Origin of the sequence: Micromonospora sp. BRA006-A, from assembly GCF_033433935.1 — a bacterium.
GTDB classification, from domain to species: domain Bacteria; phylum Actinomycetota; class Actinomycetes; order Mycobacteriales; family Micromonosporaceae; genus Micromonospora; species Micromonospora aurantiaca.
This window is the reverse complement of the sequence record NZ_JANCLW010000001.1, coordinates 3,575,533-3,587,634: the sequence shown is the minus strand read 5'-3', so window position 1 is coordinate 3,587,634 and position 12,102 is coordinate 3,575,533. Positions and strand designations below refer to the sequence as shown.

Below are 12,102 nucleotides of genomic sequence, written 5' to 3'. Positions count from 1 at the left end.
GTAAGAGCATCCTCGGTATCGCCGGTCTGACCGTCGCCGGTGGCCTCGCCGCCGGCCCCCTCAACCACGACACCAGCACCCCCACTGCCCGAGACGCCGCGGTCACCACGACGCAGGCCGCCGGCAAGCTGGACAGCGCCGCGCTCATCCCGCACGGCGTCCAGGGCACCCAGTCCCACATCGACCTCGACGACGAGCAGACCGCCAACGTCAAGGCGATCATCGCCGCCACGAAGAAGGCCGGCATGGACGAACGCGCCGCCGTCGTCTCCATCGCCACCGCCCTGCAGGAGTCGAAGCTGGAGAACCTCGGCCACCTCGGCGACCGCAACGACCACGACTCGCAGGGCCTGTTCCAGCAGCGCCCCTCCTCCGGTTGGGGCACCGTCGAGCAGATCACCGACCCCGAATACTCCACCACCGCCTTCCTCAAGGGCCTCAAGCAGGTCGACGGCTGGCGCGACATGCCCCTGACCAAGGCCGCCCAGACCGTCCAGGTCTCCGCCTACCCCGACCACTACGCCCAGTGGGAGCAGCAGGCCGCCGACCTCGTCGCCCAGCACTGGAACAACTGACCCGGCGGTGACCGGGGTCACGACGAACGAGCGGAAGAACCGTGACCCCGGTACCGTTGTGCAGAGCGTCGGTGTGTCCAGTGTCCCCGGGCCTCACCTAAATCGCCTTCGCGGAATACCGTTCGGCTGGAGCCGCGTCGCGCCACTCGCCGAGAGGCGACATGCACACCGACGCCCAGAGCCGCCCCGGCCATCCGGCCGGGGCGGCTCTGTCTGTGGGCTCGAGTCGCACGCCCCGGACCGCTGGCCTAGGGTTACAGGCAGAGGTGAGCCGTTCTCGACGGAGAGGGGGTGCGCGGATGGGTTTCAAGACGTTCATCCAGGGATGGCCGGTCTACCGGCAACTCACCGGCACCGACCCGCTCGGCCGCGGCGCCGCCGCCCAGTCGGCCCGCTCCGCGGAGCTCACCCCCCGCACCGAGACCGCCGACGGCATGGCCCGCTCGGTCTGCCCGTACTGCGCGGTCGGCTGCGGGCAGCGCGTCTTCCACTCCGACGGCAGGGTCACCCAGATCGAGGGCGACCCGGACAGCCCGATCTCGCGCGGCCGGCTCTGCCCGAAGGGCTCGGCCAGCAAGAGCCTGGTGACCAGCCCGCTGCGCCAGACCACTGTGCGCTACCGCCGGCCGTACGCGACCGAGTGGGAAGACCTGGACCTCGACGTCGCGCTCGACATGATCGCCGACCGGATCCTCGCCGCCCGCGCGGAGACCTGGGAGGACGTCGACGACGAGGGCCGCCCGCTGAACCGGACGCTGGGCATCTCCAGTCTCGGCGGCGCGACGCTGGACAACGAGGAGAACTACCTCATCAAGAAGCTGTTCACGGCGATGGGGGCACTCCAGATCGAGAACCAGGCCCGTATTTGACACTCCGCCACCGTCCCCGGTCTGGGGACCAGCTTCGGTCGCGGCGGCGCCACGGACTTCCAGCAGGACCTCGCCAACGCTGACGTCATCGTCATCCAGGGCTCGAACATGGCCGAGGCCCACCCGGTGGGCTTCCAGTGGGTGATGGAGGCGAAGAAGCGCGGCGCGAAGGTCTTCCACGTCGACCCGCGGTTCACGCGTACCAGCGCGCTCGCCGACACGTACCTGCCGATCCGCGCGGGTACGGACATCGCGCTGCTCGGCGGCGTGGTGCGTTACATCCTGGAGAACGAGCTGGACTTCCGGGAGTACGTGCTGGCGTACACGAACGCGGCCAACATCGTCAGCGAGCGGTTCGCCGACACCGAGGACCTGGACGGCCTGTTCTCCGGCTACAACCCGGACACCGGCTCGTACGACCACGCGAGCTGGCAGTACGAAGGGCAGGAGGACAACGCCAAGGTCCGGGGCACCGGCAAGGAACGTGATTCGGCATCCGGGCTGGAGCACGAGTCGCACGGCGAGCCGGTGCCGGCGAAGGCCCCGCGGGACGAGACGTTGCAGCACCCGCGCTGCGTCTACCAGATCCTGAAGCGGCACTTCTCCCGCTACACCCCGGAGATGGTGGCCCGCGTGTGCGGCATCCCGGAGGAGAAGTTCCTCGAACTGGCGCGCGCCTGGACGGAGAACTCGGGCCGGGAGCGCACCGGCGCGCTCGTCTACTCCGTCGGCTGGACGCAGCACAGCGTCGGCGTGCAGTACATCCGCACCGGCTCGATCATCCAGACGCTGCTGGGCAACATGGGCCGCCCGGGTGGCGGCATCCTGGCGCTGCGCGGGCACGCCAGCATCCAGGGCTCCACAGACATCCCGACGCTGTTCAACCTGCTGCCCGGCTACCTGCCGATGCCGCACCACGCCGACCACGCGACGTTCGACGATTGGGTGAACAGCATCCGGCATCCGGGCCAGAAGGGCTTCTGGGGCGACTCGCGGGCCTTCGCGGCGAGCCTGCTCAAGGCGTACTGGGGTGACGCGGCGACGCCGGAGAACGACTTCTGCTACGGCTACATGCCCCGGATGACCGGCGACCACGGCACGTACCAGCAGGTCCTGAACATGATCGACGGCAAGGTGAAGGGCTACTTCCTGCTCGGCCAGAACCCGGCGGTCGGCTCGGCGCACGGCCGGGCCCAGCGCCTGGGCATGGCCAACCTGGACTGGCTCGTGGTCCGCGACCTGTTCATGATCGAGAGCGCCACGTTCTGGAAGAACGGCCCGGAGGTCGCCACCGGTGAGATCGTGCCGGAGGAGTGCCGCACCGAGGTGTTCTTCCTGCCGGCGGCCTCGCACGTGGAGAAGGAGGGCACCTTCACCCAGACGCAGCGGCTGCTGCAGTGGCGGGAGAAGGCCGTCGACCCACCGGGCGACGCCCGCTCCGAGCTGTGGTTCTTCTACCACCTGGGCCGGGTGCTGCGGGACAAGCTGGCCGGCTCCACCGAGCGCCGCGACCGCGCGCTGCTGGACCTGGCCTGGGACTATCCCACGCACGGTCCGCACGCGGAGCCGAGCGCCGAGGCGGTGCTCAGGGAGATCAACGGGTACGAGGTGGCGACCGGCCGCCCGCTCAGCGCCTTCGGCGAGGCCCGCGACGACGGCTCGACGGCGATCGGCTGCTGGATCTACTCCGGCGTCTACGCCGACGGGGTGAACCAGGCGGCCCGCCGCCGGTCCCGCCACGAGCAGGACTGGGTGGCCGCCGAGTGGGGCTGGGCGTGGCCGGCGAACCGCCGCACGCTCTACAACCGCGCCTCCGCCGACCCCGAGGGCCGGCCGTGGAGCGAGCGCAAGAAGTACGTCTGGTGGGATCCTCACGCCGGCGAGTGGACCGGATACGACGTGCCGGACTTCGAGAAGACGAAGCCGCCGTCGTACCGGCCGCCGGACGGTGCCTCCGGCCCGGCCGCGCTCGCCGGTGACGACCCGTTCGTCATGCAGGGCGACGGCAAGGCGTGGCTGTACGCGCCGAGCGGCGTCCTCGACGGCCCGCTGCCGACGCACTACGAGCCCGCCGAGTCGCCGATGCGCAACCCGCTCTACGGTCAGCAGGCCAACCCGACCCGCAAGATCTACGAGCACCCGATCAACCGGATGAACCCGAGCCCGCCGGAGCCGCACAGCCAGGTCTTCCCGTACGTGTTCACGGTCAGCCGCCTCACCGAGCACCACACGGCCGGTGGGATGAGCCGTACCGTGCCGCGCCTGGCCGAGCTGCAACCGGAGATGTTCGTCGAGGTGTCCCCGGAACTGGCCGGCGAGATCGGGCTGGCGCACCTGGGCTGGGCACACCTGATCAGCGGCCGCGCGGTGATCGAGGCGCGGGTGCTGGTCACCGACCGGCTCACCCCGCTGCGGGTGGACGGCCGGATCATCCACCAGGTCTGGCTGCCGTACCACTTCGGCACCGAGGGTCTGGTCACCGGCGACTCGGCCAACGACCTGTTCGGCATCACGCTGGACCCGAACGTCCTCATCCAGGAGAGCAAGGTCGGCACCTGCGACATCCGTCCCGGGCGGCGGCCCACCGGCCCTCCGCTGCTCGACCTGGTCGGCGACTACCAGCGGCGGGCCGGGATGACACCGGACCGCAAGGTGCCGGTGGTGACCACCGACGCCGCAGGCGGGGACGACGCCGCGGGCAGCACCGACGAGCAGTCGGCCGCCGCGCACCAGGACGGGGATCGGGATGCCTGACGCCAACAGCCTGTACGGCCCGCTGGACCCGGCCCCGGACGCGGGCTGGGTCTCCGCGCCGCCCCGGATGGGCTTCTTCACCGACACCAGCGTCTGCATCGGCTGTAAGGCGTGCGAGGTGGCCTGCAAGGAGTGGAACGGCGTCCCCGACTCGGGTTTCGACCTGCTCGGCATGTCGTACGACAACACCGGCGCGCTCACCGCGAACTCGTGGCGGCACGTCGCGTTCATCGAGCAGCCCCGCCCGGCCGGGCACCGCACGCCGCCGTTCGCCGGCGACCCGACCGGCCCGGCGACCAGCCCGGCGTCGGCGGCGGCCGGCGCGGTCACGGCACCCGACACCGGTACGAACCCCGGCCTGCCGCCGGGACAGCCGGAGGCGGCGGCGCGGATGGCGGCCGGTCCGGAGTTCCTCGGCATGCCCGGCACCCAGCCGCCCGGGCGGGCCACCGGCCCGGAGAGCCGCACCGACTTCCGCTGGCTGATGATGTCCGACGTGTGCAAGCACTGCACGCACGCGGCCTGCCTGGACGTGTGCCCGACCGGTTCGCTGTTCCGCACCGAGTTCGGCACGGTGGTGGTACAGGAGGACATCTGCAACGGCTGCGGCTACTGCATCTCCGCCTGCCCGTACGGCGTGATCGACCAGCGCAAGGGCGACGGCCGGGCGTGGAAGTGCACGCTGTGCTACGACCGGATCGGCGCGGGCATGACGCCCGCCTGCGCGCAGGCGTGCCCGACCGAGTCGATCCAGTACGGCCCGCTCGACGAGCTGCGGGAACGCGCCGCCAAGCGGGTCACCGCGCTGCACGAGCGCGGCGTGCCGGAGGCGCGCCTGTACGGCCACGACCCGACCGACGGCGTCGGCGGCGACGGCGCGTTCTTCCTGCTGCTGGACTCACCCGAGGTGTACGGGCTGCCGCCGGACCCGGTGGTCACCACCCGGGACCTGCCGAAGATGTGGAAGCGGGCCGGGTTCGCCGCCCTGGCCATGGCGGCGGCTGCCGTCGCCGCGTTCGTCGGAGGATCGTCGTGAGCCCGGACAGCCCGGTCGGTGACCTGTTCCGCCGCTTCCGCGACCGCCTGTCCGCCGAACAGGAGAACGGCGGCGCCGCCGAGCGGGAGAACGGCAGCCGGGCCACCGCCGCCGGTCCCGGTGTGGGCCGCACCGACGAGGGCTCCCGCGACGCCGGCCTGGCCCCGCACCCGCCCCGCGACGCGGAACCACGCCGACGCCGCGGCAGGGGCGGCGGGGAGCAGCTCAACGTCCCGCCGGCCGAGTTCACCTCCTACTACGGCCGGCCCATCCTCAAGCCGCCGGTGTGGCGGTGGGACATCGCCGCGTACCTGTTCACCGGTGGTCTCGCCGCCGGTTCCTCGTTGCTGGCGGCGGGCGGGCAGCTCACCGGCCGTCCCGCGCTGCGCCGCGCCGGCCGGGTCACCGCGCTCGCGGCGGTGGGCGCGAGCACGTACTTCCTGGTGAACGACCTGGGCCGGCCGTCCCGCTTCCACCACATGCTGCGGGTGGCGAAGGTGACCTCGCCGATGTCGGTGGGCACCTGGATCCTCAGCGTGTTCGGCCCGGCCGCCGGGGTCGCGGCGATCGCCGAGGCGGCCCCGCTGCTGCCCGATCGTGGCGTGCTGGGGCTGGGCCGCCGGCTGCTGCCCCCGGCCGGGCACGCCGCCGGTGTGGTCGCCGCCGTCACCGCGCCGGCGCTGGCCACGTACACCGGGGTGCTGCTGGCGGACACGGCGGTGCCGTCGTGGCACGAGGCGTACCCGGAACTGCCCGCCATCTTCGCGGGCAGCGCCCTGGCCAGCGGCGCAGGTGTCGGGCTGGTGGCCGCGCCCGGCGCGCAGGCCGGTCCGGCGCGGCGCCTCGCGGTCGCGGGCGCGGCGATGGAGCTGTGGGGTTCGCACCGGGTGGAGAACCGGCTCGGGCTGCTCAGCGAGCCCTACACGCGGGGCACACCCGGCAAGCTGCTGCGCGCGGGCCGCGCGCTGACCGCCGCCGGTGTGGTCGGTGCGCTGGTCGGCCGGCGCAGCCGGGTACTGTCCGCGCTGTCCGGCGGCGCGCTGATCGCCGCGTCGGTGTGCACCCGGTTCGGCATCTTCCACGGCGGGGTCGCCTCGGCACGCGATCCGCGGTACACGGTCGTGCCGCAGCGCGAACGCGCCGACCGGCGGGCCGCCGACCAGGTCTGACACCTCCCCGGGCGGCCTCCCGTCCGCTGTGGTTGACTGCTGCGTGGAGGCGTTCAGGCGGCTGGTGCCCCTCCCGGTCTTCAAAACCGGTGTGGTCCGGGACCCGGGCCAGGCGGGTTCGATTCCCGTCCGTCTCCGCCAAGTACCGTTCCCGGGAGTGCGCGATGCGTGAGGTCGACCCGCACCGGCGGGTGCCGCGCACCGACGCGCTGCTCGCCGATCCCGCGCTGGCCGCCGCCGCCGCGACGCTCGGCCGCGACCGGGTCAAGGCCGCGATCGTCAGCGCGCAGGCCCGCGCGCGACGCGGCGAGCTGACCCCCGATCAGGTACGCGACGCGGCGCTGGCCGGCCTGCCCGGCCGTACGCCCCGCCCGGTGCTCAACGCCACCGGCGTCGTGCTGCACACCAACCTGGGACGCGCCCCGCTCGCCCCGTCCGCGGTGGACGCGCTGGTCGCCGCCGCCGGGCACACCGACGTGGAGCTGGACCTGCGGACCGGCCGGCGGGCGCGGCGCGGCCGGGAGGCGCTGGACGCGCTCGCCGCGGCGGTGCCCGGCGCGGGGGCGGTGCACGTGGTGAACAACGGCGCGGCGGCGCTGGTGCTGGCCGCGACCGCGCTGGCCGCCGGCCGGGAGATCGTGGTGAGCCGTGGCGAGCTGGTCGAGATCGGTGACGGGTTCCGCCTGCCCGACCTGCTGGCCAGCACCGGTGCGCGGCTGCGCGAGGTGGGCACCACCAACCGCACCACGCGCGCCGACTACGAAGCCGCGATCGGTGAGCGCACCGGGTTCGTGCTGAAGGTGCATCCGTCGAACTTCGTGGTCACCGGCTTCACGTCGGCGGTGCCGGTGGCCGAGCTGGCCACGCTCGGCGTACCGGTGGTGGCCGACATCGGGTCGGGGCTGCTCGCGCCGAACCCGCTGCTGCCCGCCGAGCCGGACGCCGCCACCACGCTGCGGGCGGGCGCGCACCTGGTCACCGCCAGCGGCGACAAGCTGCTCGGTGGTCCGCAGGCCGGTCTGCTTCTCGGCGACGCCGACCTGGTGCAGCGGCTGCGCCGGCACCCCCTCGCGCGGGCGCTGCGGGTCGACAAGCTCACCCTCGCCGCGCTCGCCGCCACCCTGTACGCGCCGTCCACTCCCACCCGGGACGCGCTGCACGCCGACCCGGCCCGGCTGCGGGAGCGGCTGGAGCGGCTGCGTGGCCGGCTCGGTGAGGACGGCTGCAAGGCCGAGGTGGTGCCCAGTGTCGCTGTGGTCGGCGGCGGCGGGGCGCCCGGCGTGGAACTGGACTCGTGGGCGCTGAGCCTGCCCGAGCGGTACGCCGAGCCGCTGCGCACCGGCGACCCGGCGATCCTCGGCCGGGTGCTGCACGGCCGGCTCCTGCTGGACCTGCGCGCCGTGCCGGAGGCCGCCGACGACCGGGTCCGCACGGCCGTGCTGAGCGTGGGGGACTGACCGGCATGTTCGTGGTGGCGACCGCCGGGCACGTCGACCACGGCAAGTCGACGCTGGTGCGGGCGCTGACCGGGATGGAACCGGACCGGTGGGCGGAGGAACGCCGCCGCGGCATGACCATCGACCTGGGTTTCGCCTGGACCATGCTGCCGTCGGGCGGCACCATCGCGTTCGTCGACGTACCCGGGCACGAGCGGTTCGTGCCGAACATGCTCGCCGGTGTCGGGCCGGTCCCGGCCGCGCTGATCGTGGTGGCCGCCGACGAGGGCTGGATGCCGCAGTCCGCCGAGCACCTGGCCGCGCTGGACGCGCTGGGCGTGTCGTACGGCCTGCTCGCGGTGACCCGCGCGGACCTGGCCGATCCCGGGCCGGCGGCGACGCGCGCCCGCACGGAGATCGCCGCGACGTCGCTGGGCGAGGTGGAGGCGGTGCCGGTCTCCGCGGTCACCGGCGCCGGTCTGCCCGAGCTGCGCGCCGCCCTGGACCGCCTGGTCGCCCGGCTGCCCGACCCGGCCGCCGACGCGCCGGTGCGGCTCTGGGTGGACCGCGCGTTCACGGTACGCGGCAGCGGCACCGTGGTCACCGGCACGCTCGGCGGCGGCCGGCTGCGCGTGGGCGACGAACTGGAGCTGGCCGGCACCGGCGAGGCGGTGCGGGTACGCGGCCTGCACTCGCTCGGCGTCGCGCACCCCGCCGTCGAGGCGGTGGCCCGGGTCGCGGTGAACCTGCGCGGCCTGCCCCGGGACCGGGTCGGGCGTGGCGACGCGCTGCTCACACCCGGCCGGTTCGGGCGTACCGACCTGCTCGACGTGCGGCTGTCCGGCGACCCGGCCGCCGACCTGCCGGCCACTCTCACCCTGCACGTGGGCGCGGCGGCGGTGCCCGCCCGGGTCCGGCCGCTGGGCCCGGACACGGTACGGCTGCGCCTGGCCCGTCCGCTGCCGCTGCTGATCGGGGACCGGGCGCTGCTGCGCGATCCCGGCCGGCACCACGTCGCGGGCGGGGTGACGGTGCTGGACGTGGACCCGCCGCCGCTGCGCCGCCGGGGTGCGGCGGCGGCCCGCGCGGCGGTGCTGGCCGGCCTGGACGGGCGGCCGGATCTGCCCGGCGAACTGCGCCGGCGACTGCTGATCCGGGCCGGTGACCTGACCCGGATGGGCGTGCCGCCGGCCGCGACGCCGGTGGCCGGGCAGTGGCTGGCCGACCCGGAGCACTGGCGAGACCTGGGCCGCCGCCTCACCGAGGAGGTGACCCGGTACGCCGCCGAGCATCCGCTCGCCGCGGGCGTACCCGTCGACGTGCTGCGGCACCGGCTCGACCTGCCCGACCGCGCCCTGGTGACGGCGCTGCTGCGCCCACCGCTGCGGCTGCGCGACGGCCTGGTCACCGCCGCGCCGCAGGGCACGCTGCCGGACCCGGTGGCCCGGGCGGTGGACCGGGTCCGGGCCGAGTACGGCGACCGCCCGTTCCAGGCCCCCGAGGCGCACCACCTGGCCGACCTCGGGCTCGGGCCCCGCGAGATCGGCGCCGCGGTACGCGCCGGCGCGCTGCTGAAGCTCGCCGAGAACGTGGTGCTGCTCCCCGGCGCCCCGGACGACGCGGTACGCGTGCTCGCCGGGCTGCCGCAGCCGTTCACGCTCAGTGCCGCCCGGCAGGCGCTCGGCACCACCCGCCGGGTGGCGGTGCCGCTGCTGGAGCTGCTGGACCGGCGGGGCGCCACCCGCCGGCTGCCCGACGACGCCCGCGAGGTGGTCCGCCCGCCCGGGTGAGCCAACAGGCGTCGCCCGCCCGCCCCGGTCACCTACCGTGGCGCCATGGACCCTTCCGCGGTCTGGCGGGACAAGAACCACAAGTGGCGGATCGAGGCGTACCGGGCACCGGACCTGCGGTTCGCCATCTACGCCACGAACGGCCCCACCGAGTCGGCGCCGCTGTGGCTGTTCGGGATGGCCGCGCTGGCCCGCTGGCTGATGACCCACGCGATCTCCCTGGACGACCTGGAGACCGACTGATGGGCGTGCAGATCGCGCTGGTGCTGGTCCTCATCCTGATCAACGCGGCCCTGTCCGGCAGCGAGATGGCCCTGGTGAGCCTGCGGGAGGGGCAGCTGCGCCGGCTGGCGCGCTCCGGGGGGGCCGGGGCGCGGCTGAGCCGCCTCACCCGCGAACCGAACCGCTACCTGGCCACCATCCAGCTCGGCATCACGCTCGCCGGGTTCCTCGCCTCGGCCGCCGCCGCGGTGACACTCGCCGAGCCGCTGGTCGGCCCGCTGGGCTTCCTCGGCGGGCCGCCCGCCCGGTCGCGGTGTTCGTGGTGACGCTGCTGCTGACGTTCCTCACGCTCGTGGTGGGCGAGCTGGCGCCCAAGCGGCTGGCCATGCAGACGGCGGAACGGTGGGCGCTGATCAGCGCCGCACCGCTGGACCTGCTGGCCCGGCTGTCCCGGCCGGCGGTGTGGCTGCTCGGCCGTTCCACCGACCTGCTGGTCCGGCTCGCCGGCGGCGACCCGCGCGCCAGCCGGGAGGAGGTGACCGAGGAGGAGCTGCGGGAGATGCTGGTCAGCCAGCGGGGACTGTCCGCCCAGCAGCGGGAGATCCTCGCCGGGGCGTTCGACATCGCCGGCCGTACCCTGCGGGAGATCCTCGTCGCGCGCCGCGACGTGACCACGCTGCCCGCCGACCTGCCGGCGGCCGAGGCGATGCGCCGGCTCGCGGCCACCGGCCGGTCCCGGGCGCCGGTGATCGGCCCCGGCGGGCTCGACGACGTCCGCGGCACCGTGCACATCCGCGACCTGGTGGACGCCGGCGGCGCGCTCGTCGGCGACCGGGCCCGCCCGCCGGTACTGCTGCCCGGCACGCTGCCGGTGGCCGACGCGATGCGGCAGCTGCGCCAGCGGCACGAGCAGCTCGCGCTGGTGGTCGACGAGTACGGCGGCGTGGACGGCCTGGTCACCATGGAGGATCTGCTCGAGGAGGTCGTCGGCGAGCTGTACGACGAGACCGACCGGGACGTGCGCCGCGCCGTGCGGGAGCCGGACGGCGCGCTGCTGCTGCCGGGCGACTTCCCGCTGCACGACCTGCCCGACGTGGGCGTACGGGTGACGTTCCCGCTGTCCCGGGAGTACACCACGATGGCCGGGCTGGTGCTGGCCGGGCTGGGCCGGCTGCCCGAGGGCCCGGGGGAGCGGGTGCGGCTGCCGGGCCTCACCGTCGAGGTGGTCGAGGTGGCCGGACGGGCGATCCGCCGGGTCCGGCTGCGCGGCCCCGCCGTCGGCCGCACCCCGGACTGACACCCGGACGGGGGACAACCGCCCGATCCCCGTCCCGGCCCGCGCCGCCGGTCGTACGGTGCGGGCGTGAAGGACCGAGGACTGCGTACGTTCATCACCGTGCTGGCCGGACTGGCCGTGATCTACTTCGGCTTCACCGGAAGCCGCGGCAGCGGCGAGGAGGGCGTCTCCGGCGGCGTGGTGCTGCTCGCGCTGCTCGCCTCGCTGCTGGCCTGGAACCTGACCAAGCCCGACCCGGCCAAGTAGCCCTCAGCGGGCCGTGGCGGCGCTGCGGCTCACCTCGCCGGCCGACTCCTCGCCCAGGGCGACCCGCACCAGCGCCGACGCGAGCCGGCCGAAGTCGGCCTCGCCGACCAGCCCGACCAGGTCACCCGGGCTCGCCGGCAGGCCCAGCCGTTTCGCCCCGGCGAGCGTGCGCCGGTCGGCGTACGGGCGCACGTCCGGCCACACCGACTGCGCCTCGCGCAGGAAGATGTCCGCCCCGGTGGGGCCGATGCCGGGGAACTCGGTGAGCAGCCGGCGCAGCACGGCCCGGTCGGCGCCGGCCTCCTTGTGCAGCCGGCGCAGGTCGCCGTGCCAGCGGTCCAGGCACAGCCGGGCGCCGGTGCCGAGCATGGTCGCGGTCCGCTCGTCGTAGCGCCGGTAGTGGCCCCGGCCCAGCGCGTCGACCCGGTCCTGCCAGGTCGCCGCCTCCATCGCCTGCGGGGTCCGGTACCCGGCCGCGAACAGCTCCCGGGCGGCGGCCACCGCCACCGAGGCCCGGATCCGGGTGCTCAGCAGCGTGGTGAGCACCAGCAGCTGGTAGAGCGGGCCGGGCCGGTCCGCGAGGGCGATGCCGGCCTCCTCCGCGTACGTGCGGGACTGCCGGTCCAGCAGGGCCCGTGCGACGTTGCGATCGTCTGGCATCCACCCGGGTTACCCGCCCCGGCCCCGGCCAGACCCCCGGCCGATCCG

At 74.7% G+C, this 12,102-nt stretch carries 9 protein-coding genes, 1 tRNA gene and 1 pseudogene; 10 read left to right on the top strand and 1 reads right to left on the bottom strand.

The genetic code is table 11. The features are described from left to right. The 10 genes and pseudogenes from NMK34_RS16295 to NMK34_RS16250 all read left to right on the top strand — a co-directional run. The coding region (locus NMK34_RS16295; protein ID WP_318334113.1) for a hypothetical protein at nt 1-575 on the top strand (575 nt) is incomplete at its 5' end. Nucleotides 576-874: 299 nt separating this feature from the next. Next, nucleotides 875-4,198, top strand: a complete 3,324-nt coding sequence (gene fdh, locus NMK34_RS16290) for a formate dehydrogenase (RefSeq protein ID WP_318334112.1) — start codon at nt 875-877, stop codon at nt 4,196-4,198. Then, nucleotides 4,191-5,234 carry a 4Fe-4S dicluster domain-containing protein gene (locus NMK34_RS16285; RefSeq protein ID WP_318334111.1) on the top strand — a complete coding sequence of 348 codons (1,044 nt, stop codon included), beginning with the start codon at nt 4,191-4,193 and terminating at the stop codon, nt 5,232-5,234. Before fdh ends, NMK34_RS16285 begins: the two co-directional genes overlap by 8 nt. Beyond that, complete coding sequence (gene nrfD / locus NMK34_RS16280) at nt 5,231-6,403, top strand: NrfD/PsrC family molybdoenzyme membrane anchor subunit (RefSeq protein WP_318334110.1); 1,173 nt, start codon at nt 5,231-5,233, stop codon at nt 6,401-6,403. The genes NMK34_RS16285 and nrfD overlap by 4 nt, the downstream gene beginning before the upstream one ends. 45 nt (nt 6,404-6,448) lie before the next feature. Next, nucleotides 6,449-6,544 (top strand) — tRNA-Sec (locus tag NMK34_RS16275). Between the two features lie 23 nt (nt 6,545-6,567). Further along, nucleotides 6,568-7,860: an L-seryl-tRNA(Sec) selenium transferase gene (gene selA, locus NMK34_RS16270; protein ID WP_318334109.1), complete on the top strand. Its 1,293-nt coding sequence runs from the start codon at nt 6,568-6,570 to the stop codon at nt 7,858-7,860. A 5-nt stretch (nt 7,861-7,865) separates the two neighbouring features. After that, entirely contained in the window at nt 7,866-9,629 is a 1,764-nt protein-coding gene (gene selB, locus NMK34_RS16265) for a selenocysteine-specific translation elongation factor (protein WP_318334108.1), read from the top strand. A gap of 45 nt (nt 9,630-9,674) precedes the next feature. Continuing rightward, entirely contained in the window at nt 9,675-9,872 is a 198-nt protein-coding gene (locus tag NMK34_RS16260; protein WP_030503909.1) for a hypothetical protein, read from the top strand. Then, a pseudogene (locus tag NMK34_RS16255) lies at nt 9,872-11,148 on the top strand (hemolysin family protein). The gene NMK34_RS16260 and the pseudogene NMK34_RS16255 overlap by 1 nt, the downstream one beginning before the upstream one ends. 66 nt (nt 11,149-11,214) lie before the next feature. Further along, a complete protein-coding gene (locus NMK34_RS16250) occupies nt 11,215-11,394 on the top strand; it encodes a hypothetical protein (RefSeq protein ID WP_318336472.1) in 180 nt (59 codons plus the stop codon). 3 nt (nt 11,395-11,397) lie between these two features. Here NMK34_RS16250 and NMK34_RS16245 read toward each other — a convergent pair whose 3' ends face one another. Beyond that, nucleotides 11,398-12,054, bottom strand: a complete 657-nt coding sequence (locus NMK34_RS16245) for a hypothetical protein (RefSeq protein ID WP_318334107.1) — start codon at nt 12,052-12,054, stop codon at nt 11,398-11,400. Nucleotides 12,055-12,102: the final 48 nt, after the last annotated feature.

Coding starts and splice junctions, on each gene's coding strand:
- NMK34_RS16285 (WP_318334111.1), top strand. CDS start 4,191: ATGCCTGACGCCAACAGCCTGTACGGCCCGCTGGACCCGGCCCCGGAC.
- selA (WP_318334109.1), top strand. CDS start 6,568: ATGCGTGAGGTCGACCCGCACCGGCGGGTGCCGCGCACCGACGCGCTG.
- selB (WP_318334108.1), top strand. CDS start 7,866: ATGTTCGTGGTGGCGACCGCCGGGCACGTCGACCACGGCAAGTCGACG.
- NMK34_RS16260 (WP_030503909.1), top strand. CDS start 9,675: ATGGACCCTTCCGCGGTCTGGCGGGACAAGAACCACAAGTGGCGGATC.
- NMK34_RS16245 (WP_318334107.1), bottom strand. CDS start 12,054: ATGCCAGACGATCGCAACGTCGCACGGGCCCTGCTGGACCGGCAGTCC.